General features: G+C 56.6%; 20 protein-coding genes and 2 pseudogenes. 5 read left to right on the plus strand and 17 right to left on the minus strand.

Translation table 11 applies throughout. From position 1 onward, the window contains the following. The gene (locus ACOTX1_RS15825; RefSeq protein WP_023314902.1) at window positions 1–435 is read left to right on the plus strand and encodes a YhbP family protein; all 435 of its coding nucleotides are present in this window, start codon (window positions 1–3) and stop codon (window positions 433–435) included. On the opposite strand, the gene ACOTX1_RS15830 is transcribed toward ACOTX1_RS15825, so the two are convergent. Next, window positions 415–933 (minus strand): type 1 glutamine amidotransferase domain-containing protein, encoded by a 519-nt coding sequence (locus tag ACOTX1_RS15830; protein ID WP_023314901.1) that lies wholly within the window; start codon window positions 931–933, stop codon window positions 415–417. The genes ACOTX1_RS15825 and ACOTX1_RS15830 overlap by 21 nt on opposite strands. A gap of 128 nt (window positions 934–1,061) precedes the next feature. Here ACOTX1_RS15830 and ACOTX1_RS15835 point away from each other — a divergent pair, with 128 nt between their 5' ends. After that, entirely contained in the window at window positions 1,062–1,706 is a 645-nt protein-coding gene (locus ACOTX1_RS15835; protein ID WP_023304489.1) for an NAD(P)H-binding protein, read from the plus strand. A 40-nt stretch (window positions 1,707–1,746) separates the two neighbouring features. After that, window positions 1,747–2,784: a permease gene (locus tag ACOTX1_RS15840; RefSeq protein ID WP_003861758.1), complete on the plus strand. Its 1,038-nt coding sequence runs from the start codon at window positions 1,747–1,749 to the stop codon at window positions 2,782–2,784. Window positions 2,785–2,834: 50 nt separating this feature from the next. Here the strand turns inward: ACOTX1_RS15840 and dolP are convergent, their stop codons facing one another. Genes dolP through ACOTX1_RS15860 form a run of 4 tightly spaced genes read right to left on the minus strand, consistent with a single transcriptional unit; the run spans window position 2,835 to window position 6,523 of the window. Beyond that, window positions 2,835–3,410 (minus strand): division/outer membrane stress-associated lipid-binding lipoprotein, encoded by a 576-nt coding sequence (dolP, locus tag ACOTX1_RS15845; protein WP_003861756.1) that lies wholly within the window; start codon window positions 3,408–3,410, stop codon window positions 2,835–2,837. Between the two features lie 9 nt (window positions 3,411–3,419). Then, window positions 3,420–4,010: a DnaA initiator-associating protein DiaA gene (diaA, locus tag ACOTX1_RS15850; protein ID WP_003861754.1), complete on the minus strand. Its 591-nt coding sequence runs from the start codon at window positions 4,008–4,010 to the stop codon at window positions 3,420–3,422. Between the two features lie 21 nt (window positions 4,011–4,031). Further along, window positions 4,032–4,427 carry a YraN family protein gene (locus tag ACOTX1_RS15855; protein ID WP_003861751.1) on the minus strand — a complete coding sequence of 132 codons (396 nt, stop codon included), beginning with the start codon at window positions 4,425–4,427 and terminating at the stop codon, window positions 4,032–4,034. Further along, window positions 4,385–6,523, minus strand: coding sequence for a penicillin-binding protein activator (locus ACOTX1_RS15860; protein WP_023314900.1), 2,139 nt, complete (start codon window positions 6,521–6,523; stop codon window positions 4,385–4,387). Before ACOTX1_RS15860 ends, ACOTX1_RS15855 begins: the two co-directional genes overlap by 43 nt. Window positions 6,524–6,584: 61 nt before the next feature. On the opposite strand from ACOTX1_RS15860, the gene rsmI reads away from it, so the two are divergent. Then, on the plus strand, window positions 6,585–7,448 hold the full coding sequence (gene rsmI / locus ACOTX1_RS15865; RefSeq protein WP_023314899.1) for a 16S rRNA (cytidine(1402)-2'-O)-methyltransferase: 864 nt from the start codon (window positions 6,585–6,587) through the stop codon (window positions 7,446–7,448). A gap of 67 nt (window positions 7,449–7,515) precedes the next feature. On the opposite strand, the gene ACOTX1_RS15870 is transcribed toward rsmI, so the two are convergent. The 11 genes and pseudogenes from ACOTX1_RS15870 to kbaZ form a co-directional block, all read right to left on the minus strand. After that, window positions 7,516–9,405 carry an enterotoxin gene (locus ACOTX1_RS15870; protein ID WP_023314898.1) on the minus strand — a complete coding sequence of 630 codons (1,890 nt, stop codon included), beginning with the start codon at window positions 9,403–9,405 and terminating at the stop codon, window positions 7,516–7,518. Between the two features lie 16 nt (window positions 9,406–9,421). Next, the gene (locus tag ACOTX1_RS15875) at window positions 9,422–10,594 is read right to left on the minus strand and encodes a MalY/PatB family protein (RefSeq protein WP_023314897.1); all 1,173 of its coding nucleotides are present in this window, start codon (window positions 10,592–10,594) and stop codon (window positions 9,422–9,424) included. 12 nt (window positions 10,595–10,606) lie between these two features. Next, window positions 10,607–12,178: a maltose/glucose-specific PTS transporter subunit IIBC gene (gene malX / locus ACOTX1_RS15880; protein WP_003861742.1), complete on the minus strand. Its 1,572-nt coding sequence runs from the start codon at window positions 12,176–12,178 to the stop codon at window positions 10,607–10,609. 117 nt (window positions 12,179–12,295) lie between these two features. Beyond that, window positions 12,296–13,168, minus strand: coding sequence for a tagatose-bisphosphate aldolase subunit KbaY (gene kbaY / locus ACOTX1_RS15885; protein ID WP_003861740.1), 873 nt, complete (start codon window positions 13,166–13,168; stop codon window positions 12,296–12,298). 12 nt (window positions 13,169–13,180) lie between these two features. Continuing rightward, a complete protein-coding gene (locus ACOTX1_RS15890; RefSeq protein ID WP_003861737.1) occupies window positions 13,181–14,323 on the minus strand; it encodes an SIS domain-containing protein in 1,143 nt (380 codons plus the stop codon). Between the two features lie 246 nt (window positions 14,324–14,569). Next, window positions 14,570–15,703: an N-acetylglucosamine-6-phosphate deacetylase gene (gene nagA / locus ACOTX1_RS15895; RefSeq protein ID WP_023314896.1), complete on the minus strand. Its 1,134-nt coding sequence runs from the start codon at window positions 15,701–15,703 to the stop codon at window positions 14,570–14,572. Further along, a complete protein-coding gene (gene agaF, locus ACOTX1_RS15900; protein ID WP_003861734.1) occupies window positions 15,700–16,134 on the minus strand; it encodes a PTS galactosamine/N-acetylgalactosamine transporter subunit IIA in 435 nt (144 codons plus the stop codon). Before agaF ends, nagA begins: the two co-directional genes overlap by 4 nt. Before the next feature lie 17 nt (window positions 16,135–16,151). Beyond that, a pseudogene (agaE, locus tag ACOTX1_RS15905) lies at window positions 16,152–17,029 on the minus strand (PTS N-acetylgalactosamine transporter subunit IID). Continuing rightward, entirely contained in the window at window positions 17,019–17,798 is a 780-nt protein-coding gene (gene agaW / locus ACOTX1_RS15910; RefSeq protein ID WP_003861730.1) for a PTS N-acetylgalactosamine transporter subunit IIC, read from the minus strand. Before agaW ends, agaE begins: the two are co-directional and overlap by 11 nt. A gap of 10 nt (window positions 17,799–17,808) precedes the next feature. Beyond that, complete coding sequence (agaV, locus tag ACOTX1_RS15915) at window positions 17,809–18,282, minus strand: PTS N-acetylgalactosamine transporter subunit IIB (protein ID WP_003861728.1); 474 nt, start codon at window positions 18,280–18,282, stop codon at window positions 17,809–17,811. Between the two features lie 19 nt (window positions 18,283–18,301). Then, window positions 18,302–19,596 (minus strand): annotated as a pseudogene (gene kbaZ / locus ACOTX1_RS15920) (tagatose-bisphosphate aldolase subunit KbaZ). A gap of 251 nt (window positions 19,597–19,847) precedes the next feature. Between kbaZ and ACOTX1_RS15925 the strand changes: the two are divergent. Beyond that, window positions 19,848–20,651: a DeoR family transcriptional regulator gene (locus ACOTX1_RS15925; protein WP_023314893.1), complete on the plus strand. Its 804-nt coding sequence runs from the start codon at window positions 19,848–19,850 to the stop codon at window positions 20,649–20,651. A gap of 541 nt (window positions 20,652–21,192) precedes the next feature. Here ACOTX1_RS15925 and garD read toward each other — a convergent pair. Next, on the minus strand, window positions 21,193–22,764 hold the full coding sequence (gene garD, locus ACOTX1_RS15930; protein WP_023314892.1) for a galactarate dehydratase: 1,572 nt from the start codon (window positions 22,762–22,764) through the stop codon (window positions 21,193–21,195). Between the last annotated feature and the right edge of the window lie 355 nt (window positions 22,765–23,119).

The raw sequence follows: 23,119 nt of genomic DNA on the forward strand, positions 1-23,119 counted from the left end.
ATGGAAACACTGGCCGCCATTAACCGCTGGCTGGCAAAGCAGCATGTCGTGACCTGGTGCGTCTGTAAAGACGAGGAGATGTGGTGCGCAAATGCCTTTTATTACTACGATCCCGAGCGCGTGGCCTTTTACGTAATGAGCGAAGACAAAACGCGGCATGCGCAGATGACGGGCCAGCAGGCAAAAGTGGCAGGTACGGTAAACGGTCAGCCTAAAACTGTTGCGCTGATCCGCGGGGTCCAGTTCAAAGGTGAAATTCGTCGCCTGGAAGGGAAGGAGAGCGACGCGCAACGTAAACGCTATACGCGCCGCTTCCCGGTGGCTGCGGCGCTAAAAGCCCCGGTGTGGGAAATCCGCCTTGATGAGCTGAAATTTACCGACAACACCCTGGGCTTTGGTAAAAAGCTGCACTGGTTACGCGCCGAGCAGGCGTAGCGCTTCACGGTTAAACGCCGGCAGATCGTCCGGTGTACGGCTGGTGATCAGCTGATCGTTATCGTTCACCACTTCCTGATCGTAGAACTCGGCTCCCGCGTTTTTCAGATCGATAACGATCGGCTTCACCGCGGTGAGCTTACGCCCGCGTACCACCTCGGCGCTGATGAGCAGCTGCGGACCGTGGCAAATGGCAAATACCGGTTTACCGGTGCCGACGAAGTCACGGGTAAAGTTGACGAAACGCTCGTCTCCGCGCAGGGAATCCGGTGAATGGCCGCCCGGTAACAGCAGGGCGTCGAAATCCGACGGGCTGACGTTATCAATGGATTCGTCAATGGTCACGCTGGCTTCGCCCTTATGGCCCTTCACGGTTTTACCCGCTTCTTTCTCGATGGTGACCACCTCGTGGCCCGCCTTCCGGAATGCCTCTGCTGGCGATGTAAATTCTGAATCTTCAAACTCGTCGGTAATCAAGACTGCGATTTTTTTACCCATGCTTCCTCCGTTGTTTTCGCTTCAGACTGTTTTTTTCCCGTTTGTGGTAAATACTTACCGGTAACAGACTTTTAAGTGTGGTAGAGCAGGCCCAGAACGCAAACGGACAATTCTGTAAAGGGGATAAGATGAGTCAGGTACTGATTACCGGCGCAACCGGGCTGGTGGGTGGACATCTGCTGCGGCTGCTGATCCAGGATCGGCATATCAACTATATCGCCGCCCCGACGCGTCGCCCGCTGTTGGATATCACCGGCGTCTATAACCCGCACGATCCACAGCTCACCGACGCGCTGGCGCAGGTGCAGGATCCCATTGATATCGCCTTTTGCTGCCTTGGCACCACCCGGCGGGAAGCGGGCAGTAAAGAAGCTTTTGTCCATGCGGATTACACGCTGGTGGTGGATACCGCCCTGACGGCGAAAAAGCTGGGCGCAAAACATTTCCTGGTGGTCAGCGCGCACGGCGCGAACGCAGGCTCGCCGTTTTTTTACAACCAGGTGAAGGGCAAAATGGAAGAGGCGTTAATCGCGCAGAAATGGGAGCGCCTGACCATCGCGCGGCCTTCCATGCTGATGGGGCACCGTGACGAACGTCGTTTTAACGAGTCTTTTTTCGCTCCGCTGTTTCGCATTCTGCCGGGTAACTGGAAGTCCATCGAGGCGCGGGATGTCGCGCTGGCGATGCTAAAAGAGGCGCTGGCTCCGTCGCAGGAGGGGGTTAATATTATCCCTTCGGCAAAACTGCGTGAAATCGCGCAGGGCGAGGCGTAAACTTCCCCGGCTTATTAAATAACACCTTCCGGGGAATGGTATGACTGGTCAGTCTTCATCTCAGGCGGCAACACCTGTTCAGTGGTGGAAGCCCGCACTCTTCTTTCTCGTGGTCATCATTGGCCTCTGGTATGTGAAATGGCAGCCGTACTACGGTAAAGCCTTCACCGCCGCCGACACCCACAGCATCGGTAAATCGATTCTCGCGCAGGCCGATTCCAGCCCGCTACGCGCGGCGTGGGATTACGCAATGGTCTATTTTCTTGCCGTCTGGAAAGCGGCGGTATTGGGCGTATTGCTGGGCTCGCTGATTCAGGTACTTATCCCGCGTAACTGGCTGGTGAAAACCCTGGGACAGCCGCGCTTGCAGGGCACGCTGCTGGGGACGATTTTCTCCCTGCCGGGCATGATGTGTTCCTGCTGCGCCGCACCGGTGGCGGCGGGTATGCGCCGACAGCGCGTGTCGATGGGCGGCGCGCTTGCCTTCTGGATGGGTAACCCACTGCTGAACCCGGCAACGCTGGTGTTTATGGGCTTCGTTCTCGGCTGGCATTTCGCGTTTATCCGTCTGGCGGCTGGCCTGCTGACGGTGGTGCTTGTCGCTACGCTGGTGCAGCACCTGGTGAAAGACAACGAGGCCGGGTCTGCTTCCGTTGAGCTGGACGTCAGCGAGCCGCAGGGCAGTTTCTTTGCTCGCTGGGGCAAAGCGCTGTGGCAGCTTTTCTGGAGCACCATTCCGGTCTATATCCTGGCCGTACTGGTGCTGGGGGCCGCGCGCGTCTGGCTGTTCCCGCATGCGGATGGCGCTATCGACAACACGCTGATGTGGGTGATTGCGATGGCGGTGGCCGGTTGCCTGTTCGTGATCCCAACCGCGGCGGAGATCCCGATTATTCAGACCATGATGATGGCCGGTATGGGGACCGCACCAGCGCTGGCGCTGCTCATCACGCTGCCGGCGGTGAGCCTGCCGTCGCTTATCATGCTGCGTAAGTCATTCCCGGCGAAAGCGCTGTGGCTGACTGCGGGGCTGGTGGCGTTGAGTGGAGTGATTGTGGGGAGTATGGCGCTTGTGTGAAAGAAAGCCCGGTGGCGCTTGCGCTTACCGGGCTTACAGTCAGGTGTGAATTACTTAATATAAGTAAACGCGGTGGTGACGTGCTTCACGCCGCTCACCCGGCTGGCGATATCCGCTGCCGCTTTCCCTTCACGTTCCGTCACCAGACCCAGCAGGAACACTTCGCCGTTCTCCGTGGTCACTTTCACGTTTGAGGATTTCACCTGGTCGGTACCCAGCAGCTGGGAACGCACTTTGGTGGTGATCCAGGTATCAGATGACGCGGTGCCGAGACCAATCGGCTGGCCCTGGCGGATCTCGTTATACACTTCCGCCGTGCCTTCCACACCCATCGCGATCTGTTTGGCGCGCGAGGCGAGTTCAGGATTTGGCGCCTGGCCTGCCAGCAGCACTTTGCCCTGATAAGCCGTCACGTTGATGCGTGCTTCCTTCTTGATCTGCTCGTCTTTCGACAGCGCACTGTTTACGCGCAGCTCAAGCGTACCGTCATCCACCTGCGTCCCAACGGTACGCGGATCGGTCGCTGCTTTGGTGCCGACCGCTGCGGTGCCGACTACAGCGGCAGCGATGCATCCCTGAAGCAGTAATGCAGACATCACGACTGCAAGGGCCGATAAAACCTTCATGAGAACTCCTTAATCATCCTGGTGAGGGAAAAGCGTGTTATCGATCAGATCGCATAAGCAGTTCACCGTGAGCATATGCATCTCCTGGATGCGGGCGCTACGGTGCGAAGGAATGCGGATCTCCACATCCTGCGGCCCCAGCAGGCCAGCCAGCTCTCCGCCGTCGTAACCGGTCAGGGCGACAATCGTCATATCCCGGGTCACGGCCGCTTCAACCGCTTTAACGATATCCCGGCTGTTACCGCGCGTGGAGATCGCCAGCAGCACGTCTCCGGCATGGCCTAAGGCGCGCACCTGCTTGGCGTAGATTTCGTCATGCAGACGATCGTTGGCAATCGCAGTTAAGACCACGTTATCGGTGTTTAGTGCAATGGCAGGTAAACTCGGGCGCTCGGTTTCGAAGCGATTGATCATGCTGGCAGCAAAATGCTGTGCGTTGGCGGCGGACGTGCCATTGCCACAACAGAGGATTTTGTTGCCGTTGAGCAGCGACTGAACCAGTGTCATCGCTGCACGCGAGATCGCGTCCGGAAGGGCTTCCGCCGCGGCAATCTGCGTTTGAATGCTTTCTGTGAAGCACACTTTAATTCGTTCGAGCACGGTATCCCTTTAAAATCTTATTTATGCGTCTTCGCCAAACGCGTTTTTAAGCCAGTCGATCGCATTTCCGGTGAAGGCTACCACATCGAAACGGCAATCCACAGTATCAAAACTCCCATTATGGCGGGCAAGCCACAAGTGGGCAGTCTGTAATAATTTTTGTTGTTTGGCGAGCGTCACGCTGGCGGCAGCACCGCCAAAACGGGACGACTGTCGGTAGCGAACTTCAACAAACACGATGGTCTGACCGTCTTTCATGATCAGGTCAATCTCGCCGCCGCGCCCGCGAACGTTGGCGGCGACAAAGCGCAGTCCTTTGCCTTCAAGCCAGCGACGCGCCTTTAACTCCCACGCGTCGCCGGTCTGTTTACGGCTTAACTGGCCGGGACAATCTGCCCCTGCTGGTATTTGAGCCATGATAACTTCCTGTTAATCACACAATCCTGATCGGCGGTCAGATCGCCGGTATTCCCGTTAAGCTCGAAGCCCGGTACCTGGCGCATCTGGGTGAAGTGGTTTGCCAGCGCCCAGGCATCGACGCCCATCGCGTACAGACGCGCCAGGGAATAGTCATTGCGCACCGCGCCCAGCGCCTGCTGCATCAACTGCGGGTTGCTGCCTGCCAGCATCGGGATCTCGCTGTATTGCAGTCCTTCCATTTCCAGACGGAAATCCGGGCCTGCGGTACCCTGTGCGCTGCGTGAGCTGGCGTAGAGCGTTGCGCCGCTCTGGCTGCCGTTACGCATGGCGATCATCGGTTTGATAAAGGCGATCTCTTCCGGCGTAGCGACGATGTACGCCGAATCCACTTTACCGCCGCCGCTGATTTGCGCGTCGGTAGGGGGCGCCGGGATCGTCAGACCGCCGATGGTGACGCTCTGCTGCTGCGGCAGGCTGGCGGATACCGGGCTACCGTTGAGGGCAATACCTGCCCCGCCGTTCACGCCCGCTCTCAGTTCGGCAGCTGAGCCAAATTTCTGCTGCAACACCACGCCACCGCCAAGGGTCTGCCACTCTTGCGCAAACGCGTTGGCAACGCGATCGCCCAGCGTGCTGCGTGGGATCAGCAGCAGCGGCGCCTGCTTGCCCTGCTCGTGAATATGACGGGCCGCATCGCGGGCTTCATCCTCCGGAGAGAGGGCGAAGTAACAGATATTGGCGCGGTTCTGAACCTGCTCAGGCTGGTTAAGCGCCAGCACGTTCAGCGTGGTGTTGCTCTTCATCAGCGCTTCCACGTTGTTTTTCAACAGCGGGCCGACAACGATGCTAGCCCCGTCCTGCTGAACCTGCGCCAGCACCTGGTCAAGCGGCTGGGCGCTGGTGTCGTAGATTTTCAACTCTGCACCAGGGTTAGCGCTGGTGGTGGCCACAGCCTGCGGCTGGGTTGCTGGCTGCTGTTCCGGCTGCTCGGTTTGCGGCTGAGGTTGTTCTGCCGTCGCGGGCGCCGGTGTTTCAGCCGGGGCCTGTGTTGCCGCAGGCGCAGGGGGAGCGGGCTGCGTCGTTGGGGCGGTAACCGGATTCTGCATGGTGCCCTGCGCAGGGGTTTGCGCGGTGGTCAGGTCGCTGGTTTCGGCGGCGGACGGGCTGACAACGTCATTCACATTCGCCGCCTGTGCTGCCTGGGTCGGAACCGCGCTACCGCTGACGGCGGTAGTGCCGTTTTTCGCGGCTTCGAAACCTTGCTGAATGGCGCGACCAAACACCGCTGCCTGACCGTTTAACGGCAGCAGTAGGGCGATTTTGCTGGTGGAGGCGGGCTTAAAGTTTTGCACGTTCACCAGCTGCGTTGGCAGCATTTTCGCTCCCGGGTTTTGCGGGTAACGCTTTTGCCAGTCGGTAATGCCAGCTTTCAGCATGTTCGGATCGCTGCGGTTGTTGAACCACATCTGTTGCAGATCCAGCCAGCCTTGCAGAACATTTTCATCGGCGTTGATTACCAGCGCTTTGGCCTGATCCTGGGTCATGGAGGCGAGCGCCTGCCAGGTTGCATCAATATTTTTTTGCTTGTCCGCACCCGCGAGCAGAGGCTCCTGGGCAATCAGCGCGCGGAGTAGCGTCAGGGAAGGGCGGCCCTGCTCAGCGGTGATACCGGCCTGCCAGAAACGGGCCTGCTGGTTTTTATCCAGCGTGCTGAGATCGATGGTGCCGAGGATCTTCTTCGCGCCGTCGTAATCTTTTTGCGCGACCTTCAGTTCTGCCGACAGCAGCGTCTGCTCATGGCGCTGAGTGTCGTTAAGATCCTGCGGCAGCTGGCTGAACAGCTCGGCGGCCTGCTGGGTTTTCCCTTCTTTCAGCAGTGCACGAATGGCGAGTAATTGCCAGTTGATCCTGGTATCATTTGTACTCTGCGACATTTGTTGCAGATAAAAGCCAGAATCAGCCTGAGCGGATCCCTGCATATGAGCAGTGCTCTGGTCAGGTGCCTGGGTGCCGCAGCCTGTAAAGATCAGAGCTGCCAGCAGGAGGGGCACGCTGTGCGCGGCTTTTTTACGAAGAAACGTTAACGGTACCATACTGTATCCAGTGATTTTTTTACGCAATGCTCAATATTAAATCGGCAATACGGACGAAACAATGAAACAACACGAAACGGCAGATAATTCTCAAGGCCAGCTTTATATTGTACCTACTCCTATCGGGAATTTGTCTGATATTACCCAACGTGCGCTCACCGTATTGCAAGCTGTTGATTTAATTGCTGCTGAAGACACCCGTCATACCGGTTTACTGCTACAACACTTTGCCATTAACGCCCGTTTGTTTGCCCTGCACGATCACAATGAGCAACAAAAAGCCGAAACGCTGGTGGCGAAGCTTAAAGAAGGGCAGAACATCGCGCTGGTCTCCGATGCGGGAACGCCGCTGATCAACGATCCGGGCTACCATCTGGTACGCACCTGCCGTGAAGCAGGCATCCGCGTTGTGCCGCTGCCCGGGCCGTGCGCGGCGATTGCGGCGTTAAGCGCTGCGGGCCTGCCGTCCGATCGTTTCTGCTACGAAGGCTTCCTGCCTGCTAAATCCAAAGGCCGTCGCGATGTGTTAAAGGATCTGGAAGCTGAACCGCGTACGTTGATCTTCTACGAATCAACTCACCGTCTGCTGGAAAGCCTGGAAGATATGGTGACCGTCTGGGGCGAAGGGCGCTACGTGGTGCTGGCGCGCGAGTTGACCAAAACGTGGGAAACCATTCACGGTGCGCCGGTTGGCGAACTGCTGGCGTGGGTGAAAGAGGATGAAAACCGCCGCAAGGGCGAAATGGTGCTGATTGTTGAAGGGCACAAAGCGCAGGAAGACGCTCTGCCTGCCGATGCGCTGCGTACGCTGGCTCTGCTAAAGGCTGAACTCCCCCTGAAAAAAGCGGCGGCGCTGGCGGCGGAGATCCACGGCGTGAAGAAAAATGCACTGTATAAATATGCGCTGGAGCAGCAGGGGGAGTAAGCCCCTGCCGCCTGTTTTGCCGGGTGGCGGCTTCGCCTTACCCGGCCTACACCGTGTCAGAGCCTCACTATTTCCCCGGCATCGCCTCAAACACCAGCGTTTCCAGCGGTTGCAGCGTAATTACCACAGCGTTTTTATACTCCTCTGGTACGGTCGAATTACTGCCGTACACGGCTTTCAGGGTAAACTGCGAACGCTCTCCTGCCGGGATCTCAAAATCTTTGGTTAAATCCAGGTAGTAACGTTGCGGCTTATCCGACGGGTTGCGTAGGCCAAAAATCGCTTTGTCTTTACTCCATGAGGCCCAGCCGTAAACCTGAAGCGAAGTTGGGTCACCGCCAATCCAGTGAGTATCCACCAGCACGCTGGCATTCTCACGCGACCATTTCGCCGCCTGCGCCAGGGTATCCCACTTCGCCTTATTCAGCATGGACGGCGTGATGTACAGCTCCTGAAGCTGAGTTCCGGTTGCGAAGTAGCTCCAGACCTGATCGGCAAAATCGCTGTCTGTTTGCACTTTCTCGAGTCCATAGTAAGCGTTCTCTGCGCTGACGATCCCGTGGTACATCAGTGAGTTCAGCGGGAACAGAGGACCTTTGCGCACGATGGATCGCCAGGTTTCGGCATCGCGGTAGGTCATCCACTGCTGCACTGGCGTGCCGGGGCCGTACAGGTTGATATCATCGCCCTGACGCCAGATTGAATCAGCATAGAACAGCCAGGACGGGCTGGCGTCGGTGCCGGTGGTCAGGTTGATAAACAGGTTCGGGTTTGCGCTGCGCATGTTGTGCAGCAGGGCAATGGATGCGTCAAAATCCGATGCAAATGGGCTGCCCTTGATATGCGAATTGGCGTTACCCATTCCGTCGAGCTTGAACGAGGTAATGTGCTCGTTTTTGATCAGCTTAATGATCTGATCGTTAAAGTTTTTAAAATAGTTCGGCCCCGACAGCGCCAGCTTGCCGTCTACGGTTTCAAAACCATACTCTTTTGCATGCGAGACGCGAATATCGCGCGGCTTGTTGTATCCGCCCCACGGAGAAAGCCACAGCCCAACCGAGCTGTGCAGGCTGTCGGCTTTTTCCCTGACTTTGCCAAAACCGTTGCTGAATGCCGGGCCAAAAAGCCAGCGTCCGGTGCGATCGTCCCAGCCATCGTCCAGCAGGAACGCGTCCAGCGCCACCCCGCGTCCGGCAATAAATTCTTTATTCCATTCGTCCATCCGCCCAATGACATCCTGCTCGGAGTAAGGGGTAAAGAAACCGATGTCCATCCAGCTGTTGTAGTGCAGATAAGGCTTATAAGGCCGCGGACGCACGGCATCGATAAACTGGTTTACGCTGCGGCGCAGCTGATTAGTTTCCGGGAAAGTGCCGAACCAGGTGGTAAAACTAACCGGTGTCTCAGGCAGAATTGGCGTTTTCAGCTCCACGTTGAGGTTCGTGGTGGCTTCATAAGCGTAAGTATTCACAATCGGTTTGTCTGGCAGGATGAAGAACGAGTCGGCCACGATTGGCGAGCTGTTAATCGCCCCGTCAACGTAAGGTGCCTGAGACTGCTTCTTCGTCGGGAAGAAGGTAATTTTCGCTACGTCCCGCGGCTGCCCGACGGCGGCGATGGTGTAGCCGATGCTGGCGTATTTTCCCTTCACCAGGTTCAGTTTCACCGTTACGTTAAAATCCGGATGCGTAAAGTCGATGACTATCGCATTGTCCTGCTTTTCGACGTGCTTGATTTTGAAATCAGCGGTGTGGATTTTTGTTTCATCCGGCAGCGTCAGAAAGAACAGCTCCTGGGGCGTGAGCGGATGGTTAGCTTTGCTGTCCGTTACTACTACCGTTGCATTTGCATCATCAAACGAAAGGGCAATATTGTCGTTACTGAGCGCGTAGTTTGCTGCCGCCGCGCCGTGAGAAACGCAGAGAGCCAGCAGCGAGAGAGTGAGCATTTTTTTCATCGGGGTAAGATCCTTATCAGTAATGCTTCAGCATTCGGTTGATGGACTGTTCCAGCCAGTAGCGCTGGGTGCCGAAGTTAATACGCAGGTAGTTTTCGCCGTTTTGTACGTAGTGGCTGCCATCTTCGATGACCACGCCAGCCTGTTTGGCGAAATGTTGGGTTAGCGCCGTCGCACTGCGATCGTCCGCACTGACGTCTATCCAGGCGAGATACGACGACTCCGGGTTCATCATCTTCCATGCAGGGAAGTGGGTCTGGATAGCATCCGCAAGGTAGCGGGCATTGCCGCGCAGATAACCATTCAGCGCGTCGAGCCATGGCAGACCCTGCTGATAGGCCAGAATAATTCCCCACACGCCGAAGATATTGGGCGAGGTAATGGAGTTCTTCTCCAGCTGCTGGCGGAAACGCTGGCGCAGCGAATCGTCTGGAATTATCGAGTAGGATGTTTTTAGCCCGCCAAGGTTGAACGCTTTATTGGGGGAGGTCAGCACAATCAGGTTGTCCTGGGCGGCACAGCCCGAAGTCAGACAGCTGACGAATGTACCGTCCAGAATGTGCTCGGCGTGAACCTCATCAACCACCAGAATCGTGCCGTAGCGCTTACAGAGATCGGACACCTGGCGTATCTCATCCGCGCGCCAGATTCGGCCCGAAGGGTTATGCGGCGAGCAGAAGAACCACAGTTTTGGACGGTGAGTTTTGAGCTGAACTTCAATCAGATTAAAATCCAGGTGATAGCGGTTTTCCTTCACGCTCAGCGGATTTGCAAGCACCCGCACGCCCTGTCGCTGTGTCGCCATCGCAAATGGGTCATACACCGGGGTGTTCATCATCACGCAGTCGCCGGGTTTGCAGAACGCCTGAACCGTATAGTGCAGCGTGGAAACGGTGCCGTAGGTCAGGGTGATCCATGACTTATGCACCTCAACCTGATGACGGGTGCGCTGGAAGGCGATGACCGCATCGTAGAATTCGTCGAAGCACCAGGTGTAACCGAAGGTGCCATGCTCCACGATGCGCTGGAAGCCTTCAATCACGGCGGGTGGCGAGGTGAAATCCATGTCTGCTATCCACAGCGGGATAAATCCCTCCGGGACATCACCGAAACGCGAGCACACAAACGCATGATCCCATTTACGGCATTTATCGCTTTTACGCTCAATGATTCTGTCGAAATCAAACACAACGTCCCCCTGTTAAATTAAGGCTTCAATGCCGGATTTGACGCTCTGCACCTGCGGGCCGATGATCACCTGAACGCTGTGGGCATCAAGCACCACGACTGACAAGGCGCCCGCGGCCTTCAGCGCCTGCTGGTCGATAAGCCCCATATCTTTCACCACCAGACGTAAGCGGGTGATGCAGTTGTCGAGCGACTCAATATTCTCTTTACCGCCAAGCGCGCGAAGAATAAGCCCATGATCGTATTTTGATTTTCCACGTGCCCGGGTATTGGCTTCCACCGCCTGGAGCGCACCCTGCGCGTCAACCTCACGGCCCGGCGTTTTAATATCGTGCCTGAGGATGTACCAGCGGAAGACGAAGAAGTAGATAGCAAACCAGGCCATACCCACCGGGAACAGCAGATACCATTTGGTCGACATCCCCTGCATGACGCCGAAGATCAGCAGATCCAGAATGCCGCCGTCGGTGTTGCCGATAGTGACGCCGAGAAGCGCCATCACCATCAGCGCCAGGCCAGACATAACGATATGAAACGCGTAAAGCACAGGGGCAATAAACAGGAACAGGAACTCAATCGGCTCTGAAATACCCGTGACAACTGAAACCAGCACGCCAGAAAGCAGCAGCCCTTTAATCACCGGACGGTTTTCCGGACGCGCGGTGCGGTAGATAGCGTAAGCCACGGCAGGCAGGCCGAAGATAAAGGTCGGCATAAACCCTTGCGATAAAAATGCCGTAACGTGCGGGCTAAACGGCAGGCCGGCTTTCAGCTCGGCGTAGAAAATGTTCAGCGCACCGGCCACTTCCTGGCCGTTAACCATCTCAATGCCGCCCGCCGGGGTGAAGCGCACCATCGCCAGCAGGATGTGGTGCAGGCCAAAAGGTTTGAGCAGCAGTACGCCCACGCCATACAGGAACGGCCCAAAGACGCTGGTGCTCTGGATGATATGACCAATCCCGGCAATGCCCATTGCCACATATTCCCACAGCAGGGGGATGAACAAGCCGACCAGCGACAGGGTGAGGGCGGTAACAATCGGTACAAAACGAATGCCGCTAAAGAAGGCAAACGCGTCGTGCAGCACCGTGTCCTGGAAGCGTTCGTGCAGGAAGTAGGTGATCACCCCTACCACAATGCCGCCGAGCACGCCCATCTCCAGCGTTTGAATACCAAGCACGATGGATTGTCCCACCTGTCTCATGGTGGCGGCGTCCGCAAGCTGGTGGGTGGCGGTCAGGTAGTAGTTGATGCTCATGTTCATCAGCATGTAGCCAACGAATCCGGCAAAAGCGCCCACCGCTTTATTACGTCTGGCAAGGCCCATCGGGATCGCCATGGCAAACATCAGCGGCAGATAGGTAAAAGCAAAGCCGCCGACCATGGCGATAAAACCAAAGGTGAGCTGCGTTAACTCGCCGCCCAGAAAGGGAAAACTTTTGATGGTGGAAGGGCTGGTGACAGAACTACCGATACCTAACAACAACCCCATAAAGGCCAACAGCGAGACCGGGAACATAAACGTCTTTCCCAGGCTCTGGAAAAACTCCCACGCTTTCGATTTAAACGACTTTTCCTGTGTCATGTAGGGACTCCTCGTATTTTTAGGATAATGGAAGGCGCTGTCCGGCTTAAGGACGCGCCTTCATATTTGCGAGGCTTATAGTTATTTTTTTAGGTACTAACGTTATGCGCGATGGGTTCAGGCTTCAGCCGGAAGCAGCAGCCGGTTCGCCGAGCCGCAAACGGTGATTTTGCTTCTGACCACCTCTTTCATGGCATCCATGCCGACGCGCATGTAGAAGCGCGGATCGTTGCCCTGTGGGTTCTCGGCAAACCAGGCTTTGACTGCGTCAGAGAAGGCGATTTTCAGCTCTGTTGCGACGTTAACTTTGCAGACGCCCAGCTCAATGGTGCGGCGCACATCCTCATCCGGCACATCGCTTGCACCATGCAGCACCAGCGGCACTGTCACTACCTCGCGGATCTCGGCCAGCCGCTGGAAGTCGATTTTTGGGCGTTTGGTATAGAGACCGTGCGCGGTACCGATGGCGACGGCGAGGCTGTCCACGCCTGTCAGTTCGACAAAGCGTTTTGCTTCCTGCGGGTCGGTCAGGAACGCGCTTTCGGCGTCGACGCTCATGTCATCTTCCACCCCACCCAGTCGGCCCAGTTCGGCCTCGACGCTACAGTCGTTGAGGTGGCAGAAATCGACGACCGATTTCACCAGCTTGACGTTTTGTTCGAAGGGGTAATGGCTACCGTCGATCATTGCGCTACGTACGCCGGCATGGACTTTGCGGCGAATGTCGTCCAGCGATTCGTGGTGATCGAGGTGTAGCGCCAGCGGCATGTCATAAGTAAGGGAATACGCGCTGCACAAGGCGTAAATCTCTTCCAGCGCAATATGTTTAAACGTCCCCGGCGTACCCGCGAGGATCACCGGCGATCGCATTTCGCTACAGACTTCGAGGATCGCCTGGATCGTCTCGGCGTTATGGATGTTAAAGGCCGGAACGGCATAGCCCTTCGCCTGTGCGTCCTGCAAAAGATATTTGGTAGAAATAATACTCATGAGCCTGTCCTCTTAAGCCTGCCACGGATGAATAACGACGCCCTGGACCACACGGTTAACCGTACCGCTGGCGGATGGCGTATCCGGCGTATTGCCAACGTGCAGAGACTGGGTCAGTGCGAAGACCTGGGCGTACATCAGGAAGCAGAACGCCTGCTCCATATCGTTAAATGAACGGGAAGGCGGCAGCAGGATATGCGGGCCAGCTTCAATGACCGGATCCGTTTCGGCTGCAATGGCTACCACGCGCATAGCCTGACGATCGCGTCGCAGCTCGGCGAGCAGATCCAGATCGTACTGACGCGTGTACGGATGGCTGGAGACAAACACGACGACCAGCGTTTCGTTGTCCACCAGCGACTTAGGCCCGTGACGGAAACCCGTTGGCGAATCGTAGAATGCCGCCAGCTTGCCGGCGGTCAGCTCCAGCACCTTCAACGCTGACTCCCGTGCGGCGCCCTGTAATCCACCGCTGCCCAGATAAACAATGCGTTTCCACGGTTCGTTACCAAAGACGCCGGGGCTGAAATCGCCAAGCGACGTGAGGATCGCCTGACAGCGATCGGACACGTCGCGGAACGTTTTGCTGTTGATCGTTTCCGGTGCGAATACCGCCAGGCAGCTCGCCATCATGGTGGTGATGCTGCTTGTCATCGCGAACCCGCGATCGTGCGTTTCGGCTGGCATGAGCAGAGCGCAGGCGTTATCGCTGTCGACGGCATTCTGATACAGGCTGCCCGCTTCATTACAGGTGATCGACAGGTGGTAGCACTCCGGAACAAACTGATTCGCCAGCTCAACGGCAGCGACGCTCTCCGGGCTATTGCCAGAACGGGCGAAAGAGACCAGCAGCAGCGGGTGCGCAGGGCTGAAGTAATCCATCGGGTTGGTGACCAGATCGGTCGTAGGTATCGCGGTGATATTTTTTCTCGTGTGGCTGGCAAGCCATGGCGCAATGATGTCGCCGATAAAAGCAGACGTACCCGCGCCGGTCAGAACGATCCGCAGATCGGGCTTGCGCAACAGTGGCGTCAGAAAACTGTCGATCGACGCGCGCAGATTATCAATATTGTTGAGCGAGCGAAGCCAGCTGGCTGGCTGCTGGCGGATCTCTTTTTCGGTCCAGGTGCCGGTGGTGGTAGTGGTTTGTGGCATAACTCAGTCCTTAGTCGTGTGAATTCCACATCAGACGCTGGCAAATGTGTCGCTATCTTTCGTTTCGTTTCACTTGTTCACTTTAGCAGTTAAAGAAAATCTATAGAAAAGAAATCGAAAGTTCAATGGCGAAAAAGAAATAAAACGAAAAGTGTGATCGCGAAAGGAAAGGCGAAGATCAAGGAAAGGAAAAGAAAGGCCTTACGATCGTCTTCCGTAAGGCCAACAGAGCACACTGTGAAGGGGCTACAGGGAAAGAGCCTGACCCTGGATCCAGATCTGCCGGAGGTGTAAACCCGCATCGAGCGCAATAATATTGGCGCGTTTGCCTGGTGCTAACGATCCCAGCAGGTGATCCATACCGAGCAGACGGGCGGGATGCAGCGAGGCCATATGGATAGCGTTTTCTGGGGCGACCCCCGTATGCTCCACCATATTCCGCACGGCGGCATCCAGCGCGAGCGTGCTGCCCGCCAGCCCGCCCGAGGCCGTGCGAACAACGCCGCCCTGCATCTCGACACTTTCACCACACAACGTATAGCCCCCATCAGGCATACCCGCCGCCTGCATGGCATCGGTAATCAGCACCGTACGATCCTTCGCGCAGCAACAACATAGCCGCATGGCTCCAGGATGAACGTGATGCCCGTCGGCAATAAGCTCCAGCCACGCGCGTGGGTCCGTAAGCCCGGCGCCAACCATGCCCGGCTCCCGGTGGTGTAATCCCGTCATGCCGTTGTAGCAGTGCACCAGCCCGTCTGCGCCTGCATCAAATGCGGCCAGGGTTTGCGCGTATGTAGCGGCGCTGTGGCCCAGCATGACGCGTATCCCTTTTTGCTTGAGGTGATGGATCGCCTTCAGGGCATCCACTTTTTCCGGAGCAAGCGCCACCACCCGCAGCGTGTTCTGCGAAACCGCAATCAGCTCATCAAGTTCCGCGAGATCCAGCTCGCGAAACAGTTCTGGCGGGTGCGCCCCTTTGTTCTGCGGTGTAAAGTACGGGCCTTCCAGATAGCTGCCCAGGAGCTGCGCGCCGGGGCCACCGGCATGACAGCGCCGGGCAATGCGCCGTAACGCGCCATGGATCGCCTCCAGCGGAGCGGTGACGGTGGTAGGCAGAAACGCCCCTACGCCTTCACGCGCTTTATGTAAGGCTAACCGGTCCAGCACGTCGGGGGCATCATCCATCACATCCACACCCGCGCCGCCGTGGACGTGGATATCAATGTATGCCGGGCAAAGCAGGTCTGCCTCGCGGGTGTTAACCCCTGCCGGAATCGGCTCGATGGCGGTGATGACGCCTCTATCCATACGCAGCTGATGGTCATCCAGCCAGCCTTGCCCGGTAAGCAGACGACGCGCGCGCAGCAGCTGGCTCATATCCCTTCCTCGGCGGGCGCTTCCTCGCGACAGCGTGCAAGTTCATCCACCAGGCTGGTCAGGCCGCGATGGCCGCACTCCAGCGCCTGCAAACGAAAGGCTTCACTGCTTAATCCGTCGCGCTCCAGAACCATCTCCAGCAAAAGCTGGAGATTGGTGCCGGTGATCACTTCGCTGCCGGGGCGCTGCATCGCGAGGGTAGAGGCCACACGAAACGGCGTACCGCCGAGAAGATCGGTGAGAAACACGATATCGTGCTCTGCATCCAGTTCATTCACTGCCTGCTCAAGCTGCGCGGTCAGCCGCGCAGTGGTGGAGCTTTCCGGAAAATCGATGGCGATAAACTGCGGCTGTTCGCCGAGGATTTGCTTCATTGCCTGTTGCAGCCCGCTGGCAAAACCGCCGTGACCCGTCAAAATAATGCCTAACATCGCAACCTCTTTGCTTTTTACAGGAAGTGACAGAATTTACCGACAACGCCCAGCACCACGGTGATACCAATCAGGCGCAGTGGGCTCCAGCCACGGCGTACCAGCCAGAACATGGTCAGGGTGTAGACCAGCGGCAGAAAGGCGGGCATCAGTTTGTCGATCACATCGGTTTGCAGTTTGACGACCGCATCCCCGGCTTTAATCTCGAGTGTGGTATTCAGGCGCACATAGGTTGCCACCAGCGCGCCAATCACTGTCATTCCGACAATGGACGCAGCATGACCAACCTTTTTGGTGTTGGCCTTGATCAGCGGGATCGCGGCGACACCCATTCGGTAGGCATAGTGCGCCAGACCAAAACGCAGGCCGAGATGCACCACGTTAAACAGAACGATAAAGACCACGGCGCCAATAATGGATCCCTGTAGCGCCAGGCTGGCGCCAATCCCCCCGCAGATGGGCAGCAGGGTCAGCCAGAACATGGCGTCACCAATGCCACCGAGCGGTGCGCCAACGGCAATTTTAGTGCTCTGGATGCTGTTCACATCCTGCTTGGAACGCTCCATTGCCAGAATAATGCCGATGACGAAGGTCACCAGGAACGGGTGGGTGTTAAAGAAGCCCATATGGCCTTTCATGGCGCGCGCCAGGTCCCGCTTATTGGTGTGGATCTTTTTCGCGCGGGCAGTAGCCCATACAGCCAGCCGGAGGCCTGCATACGCTCGTAGTTAAACGAGGCCTGTAGCAGCATGGAACGCCAGGCGACACGGTTAATATCCTTTTTCGTTAGCTCAGCGCCAATACTCTGATCTTCGTAGACGTTTTCATTCACGCCGGTCAGCAGTGTCTCTTCACTTTCAGACACGCCCGGCAGGGTGGTGTGATTAGATGCCATCTTCAAATTCCTCTTTCTGGGCCGCAGGCGCCGTGGGTTCAGGCGATTTGCGCAGCAGGTCGATCAGCGCCATCGCCAGTGCAGCCGCGGCAATCGCCAGCACCGGGAGTTTCAGCCAGGCCGCGGCGACAAAGCCGATAATGAAGTAAGGGATGTAAACGTTTTTCATCATGATCTTCAGTAGCACGGCGAAGCCGATCGCTGGCATGATGCCGCCCGCGACGCCGAGACCGTCGATCAGACGTTCCGGCAGCACGTCAATGGCGGTTTTCGCATGTTCAGCGCCGAAGTAGATGGGCAGAAATGCGCACAGGAAGTAGAAGACGCCGAGCGCCAGCAGTGCAAGATAGTTGACCCGTTCAATACCACGGGTGTCTGCGTTAGCCGCCATGCGATCGCAGCGGGACATCACGCCGGACATCACCGAGAAGAGGAAGGTGATCCCCATCTGAACCGCCACGGCAAACGGCACGGCGACCCCAACGGCGACATCCGGCTTCACGCCTGTAGTAATGGCAAATGTGGTGCCAACGATGGTGCCGATAATCACGTTTGGCGGCTGCGCGCCCGCCAGCGGCGCGAGTCCCATCCAGACCAGTTCTAACGTACCGCCGGTCAGAATTCCGGTGTGCAAATCGCCCAGAATCAGGCCAACCAGTGGCCCGAGCACCACTGGACGGTGCATGTGTGTTAAGCCGTTAAACATATCCAGGCCCGCTATAAAGGCGAGAAGCCCCAGCGCGAAAGCCTGCAACAGACTGATTTCCATTGTGAATCCCTCAGAGCAGTTTAAAGAGATCCAAAGCAGTCTCTGTTGGAACGCCCTGAACGAAGCATTCCACTCCGGCCGCCTTCAGGCCGTTAAACGCGGCGATATCGTTCGCGTCTACAGATACCGTTTTGGCAATTTGCTGTTTGCCACTGGCGTAATGCATATTTCCGACGTTAATACGGGTGATGGGCACGCCGCCCTCGACCAGCGTTAAAAAATCAGCCGGTGTTTTACAGACCAGCAGAATTTTCTGCCGGTCGGCGGCGCGATGAATGTTGTCGATCACTTTTTGCAGAGACCAGAAACGCACGGCGATGCCTTCCGCAAGCACCATCTCCATCAGGTTTTGCTGAACCGGATCGTCTGCAACCTCGTCATTTGCCACCAGCACCAGGTTCGCCCCCGCAAACCCCACCCACTGTACGCCCACCTGACCGTGGATCAGGCGTTCATCAATGCGGCATAAGACAATGTTTGGCATAGCGTTTTCCTCTTTTTAATTATGCGTGTTGAGTCGTTACGCCTTCGCAGGCGGCATGGTACTGATGGAGTATGTCCTGAATGTGGTCGAGGATGAGTTCCCGTGGTGTGGAGCTGAGAGCACCATCGCGAACTTTGCTGTACTGCAACGGCAGATACTGGCTGATCAGCGGCAGCGGGATCGGTTCATCCGCCAGGTTGCGTACCAGCCGCTCAAAGGCGTCGTCAATCTGGCTGTCTGGCCAGTAATAGCGCACGCGGTCGGAATAGCTGTAACCGCGGGCCAGGCGACGGGCATTGCCGTCGCCGTGATAGTGGCTTTGCCAGTATTCCGGGCGATCGAGCATCACGTTTTCCAGGACGTGACGCAGCCCTGAGCAGGCTTTTGCCGGCAGCAGCTCTTCTTCAATTGCTGCCAGTGAGAACAGCGCTTCGCGCAGCGCGAAGGTTAGCGCAGGGCCGACTTTCAGAATGGCGAAGTGATCTTTCACCAACTGGCGCAGCGCCTGCGGCGTCTGGTAATCGGTAGAGTGTGCTTCAAATACCAGCGTGTCGTAGGCTTCAACCATCTTGCTCAGCGCGACGGCTTTATGCGGTTGATAGTCACAAACGTGCGCATGGTCGAACTCAACGCCAGGCTGAACGACCAGGCCAATAATGCGCGGCCAGATGTCGCTTAACCCTTCCTTCTCGAATGCGTGGCGGTGTGCCTCAAGCGTGGCGCGTGCCGCCTCTGGCGTGGTGACCTCAAGCTCGGTCAGCGTCTCGTGTGCCCCACCGGGAACCGGAACTTCCGTGCCGATAACGTAGACCAGATCGGCTACGCCAAATTGCTCGAGACAGGTGGTTTCGGCAATTTTAGCCAGCCGAGCGGCACGCCCGGCAACGATTGCATCGGTTAAAGGAACCGGGTCGTCTTCGCAGGACATGCTGCAATCGAGGTGAATTTTTTAAATCCGGCCGCCACGTAGCTTCTGATCAGATCGTCGGCGTTCGCCATCGCCTGCAAAGCTGGCAGGTTTTGCCAGCGGTTTGGACCTAAATGATCGCCGCCAAGGATCAGCTGTGAGGTGGGGAAACCGAGGGATCCCGCCAGCTTGCAGACAAACCCATAAAAATCGGCGGGCGTCATACCGGTATAGCCGCCAAACTGATCCACCTGGTTTGAGGTGGCTTCAATCAGCAGAGGCGTCTGTTGTGAATGGGCGTAACGTATTGCAGCTTCAAGTACCAGTGGATGTGCGGAACAGACGGCATAAATCCCGTTTGTATTCCCCCGTTTATGTTGTTCCACCATTTCTGTCAGATGTTTCACTTTCCTCTCCATTTCGGATGGTGTTGGTATTCATCTTTCGTTTTGTTTCATTTGATACTGCATTATGGTGATGTAAAAATAAAACGAAAGATAATAGTTTTCCGATCTGTTTCACAAAAGAAACATAATGAAAGGTTTCAGCGGCGATTAAGCTTGCGTCCGCCTACCATACAGGGCTTGCATTCCCTCAAAAGAAAGGCGTTAATAAGAAAAACGAAATGAAACGAAAGTTTATTTACTAAGGAGCTCGTATGAGCAGCACCGATTCATCCGCAGAGAAGCGCATCACCGGCACCAGTGAAAGGCGAGAGCAGATCATTCAGCGGTTGCGGGCGCAGGGAAGCGTGCAGGTTAACGATCTTTCTATTTTATTCGGCGTGTCGACGGTGACGATCCGTAACGATCTGGCCTTTCTGGAAAAGCAGGGGATTGCCGTTCGCGCTTACGGCGGCGCGCTGATTTGCGAAGGCAATGCCCCCGGCGTGGAGCCATCCGTTGAGGACAAAAGTTCCCTTAATACGGCAGTGAAGCGCAGCATCGCGCAGGCGGCGGTTGAACTGGTGAAGCCGGGTCACCGCATTATTCTGGACTCCGGCACCACGACCTTTGAAATTGCCCGCATGCTGCGCCAGCACACCGATGTCATTGCCATGACCAACGGGATGAACGTGGCAAACGCGCTGCTGGAAGCGGAAGGCGTAGAGCTGCTGATGACCGGCGGGCATTTGCGCCGTCAGTCACAGTCCTTCTACGGCGACCAGGCGGAGCAGTCCTTACAGAATTACCATTTTGACCTGCTGTTTCTGGGCGTCGATGCCATCGATCTCGACCGGGGGGTGAGTACGCATAACGAGGATGAAGCCCGTCTGAACCGCAAAATGTGCGAGGTGGCGGAGCGTATTATCGTTGTCACGGACTCCAGCAAGTTTAATCGTTCAAGCCTGCATAAAATTATTGATACCCATCGAATCGACATGATTATCGTTGATGAAGGCATTCCTGCGGAAAGCCTGGAAGGGTTACGCAAAAGCGGGATCGATGTGGTGCTGGTCTAAAGAGGCTTTTCCCCTCACCCTAACCCTCTCCCCATAGGGGAGAGGGTTCCCCAGTAATTTGAAAGCAAAAACTATAACGTTGCCTCAGAATAACTGAGGGCTTTCAGCGATGCCTCGGTCCGGCTGTAAATCGCTGAGGCGTTTCCTGTAGGCCGGGGCGAGGCGCAGGGATGCGCCGAGAGGGCGGGCTTTACAGGGATGTTACCTCCGCCCGTCCCCGATAAGCCGGAAGGAATAAGCCGAAGGCACCGCGAAGCGGCGATTTACCGCCGGAAGCCCGGGTCGCCAGGGTGGTGGCGACTGAGCCACCCTGGCACGTTCACCGGTCATGTCGTGACAGAGTAGCAAGGAACATAAAGTGAACGGAATGACCACCAGAGCCGTATGTTTCCCCTCACCCCAGCCCTCTCCCTCAAGGGAGAGGGGGCCGTCTGTGCAGGCATTATTTTGTGGGGAACCCTCAGCCCCATAGGGGAGAGGGGACTGCTCGGTGCGGTTTTTTACCCTCTCCCCGGTGGGGAGAGGGCAGGGTGAGGGACAATCACGTCACCGGCGCCGGGTTAAACACCGCCAGCGAGTTATGCAATCCCCATTGATCGGAGAAGGTTTTCTTCCGCCCGCTTGCCACATCCAGAATGAAGTGGAACAGCTTCCAGCCCACCTCTTCAATACTCTCTTCCCCGGTGGCGATGGTGCCCGCGTTGATATCCATTAAGTCATACCAGCGGTTTGCCAGCTCGGTGCGGGTCGCCATTTTGATCACCGGTACCGCCATCAGGCCGTACGGCGTGCCGCGCCCGGTGGTAAAGACCTGTACCGTAATGCCGGAAGCCACCTGCTGGGTGCCGCAAACGAAATCACTGGCAGGCGTTGCCGCGTAAATCAGGCCGCGTTTGGTTGGTCGCTGGCCAGGGGAGAGCACTTCCACAATCGCGCTCTGGCCGGATTTGGCAATCGACCCGAGGGCCTTTTCCACCACGTTCGCGAGGCCGCCTTTCTTGTTACCCGGAGACGGGTTGGCGCTGCGATCAGTTTTGCCCATGTCGAGATAGTTATCGTACCAGGCCATTTCCTCCAGCAGGCGTTTGCCCACCTCTTCGTTGACGGCGCGCGGCGTGAGCAGGTGGATAGCATCACGTACTTCGGTGACTTCGGAGAACATCACCGTGGCGCCGCAGCGCACGAACAGATCGGAGGCATAACCTACCGCCGGGTTAGCGGTGACGCCGGAAAACGCATCGCTGCCGCCACACTGTGTCCCAACGACCAGTTCAGAGGCCGGGCAGGTTTCACGCTGGCGTTTGTTCAACTTCTCCAGATGGCGCTCTGCCACCTGTAAAATGTCGTCGACCATCGATCTGAAGCCGACATGGTGTTCATCCTGAAGACGCACAACACTGGCATCGTCAACCGGAATGGCTTTCACATCCTCAGTACCCTGCAACAGGCGTTCTGGCTGCAATTTTTCACAGCCGAGACCAATCACCATTACCTCACCGCCAAAGTTTGGGTTAAGGGCGATATTGTGAATCGTACGGATCGGCACGACCGCTGCCGGCGCGTTGATCGCCACGCCGCAGCCGTACAGGTGGTTAAGACCCACCACGCCGTCAACGTTGGGGTATTTCGGCAACAGATCGCGCTCAATAATTTTCACAACGTAATCCACTACGCCCGCCACGCAATGCACGCTGGTGGTGATGCCAAGCAGGTTTTTGGTTCCCACGCTGCCATCCGCATTGCGGTAACCTTCGAAGGTATAACCCTCCAGCGGAGGCAACGGCTCAGGGACGCGGGTAGCCAGCGGCAACGTCTCCAGCGGCGGGGCGGTGGGCAGCTCAACCAGCGACTCCTCAATCCAGCTACCCTGCGGGATAGCGCGCACCGCATAGCCGATGACTTCGCCGTAGCGCACGATTTCGCCCTGCGCCGGAATATCGACCAGTGCGACTTTATGCCCCTGCGGAATGTGCTCAATCAGCTCCAGGCCATCCGGAAAGCGGGTGCCAGCTTTTAAGCCATTGTCGTTGACAATAATCGCCACGTTATCGGTATCGTGCACTTTTATATAGAACGCCGTCGGCGACGCCTGTCGAATTTCAATATCGGCCATTGTTCACTCTTCTCCAGCAAAATATCTGATACTAAATATAGCCAGATGGTTAATTGTTTCTTATTGAGGAAATAAAGAATGTCAGGAGAGGAAAGGTGAGAATGTGATCGCGATCGCTCCCGAACCACTAATCGTTGATTCTGTGCATCAGCGCCCACTGCATTGGGCATATGCTCAAAATAGCGTGCTACTCCCGTTGGATAATTGAGCATTGAAACAATGTATTGCCGGGTGGTGACGATTATACTGAATGACGATTTTATAACGCCAAAATTCAGTCAGGAAAATAAATATAACGCTGACGCTGAGTCGGAATAAATAAGAAAAGCTACTGGCTAAAACTGCGGAATTAAAA

Origin of the sequence: Enterobacter cloacae complex sp. IR5401 (assembly GCF_049238425.1) — a bacterium.
GTDB classification, from domain to species: domain Bacteria; phylum Pseudomonadota; class Gammaproteobacteria; order Enterobacterales; family Enterobacteriaceae; genus Enterobacter; species Enterobacter hormaechei_C.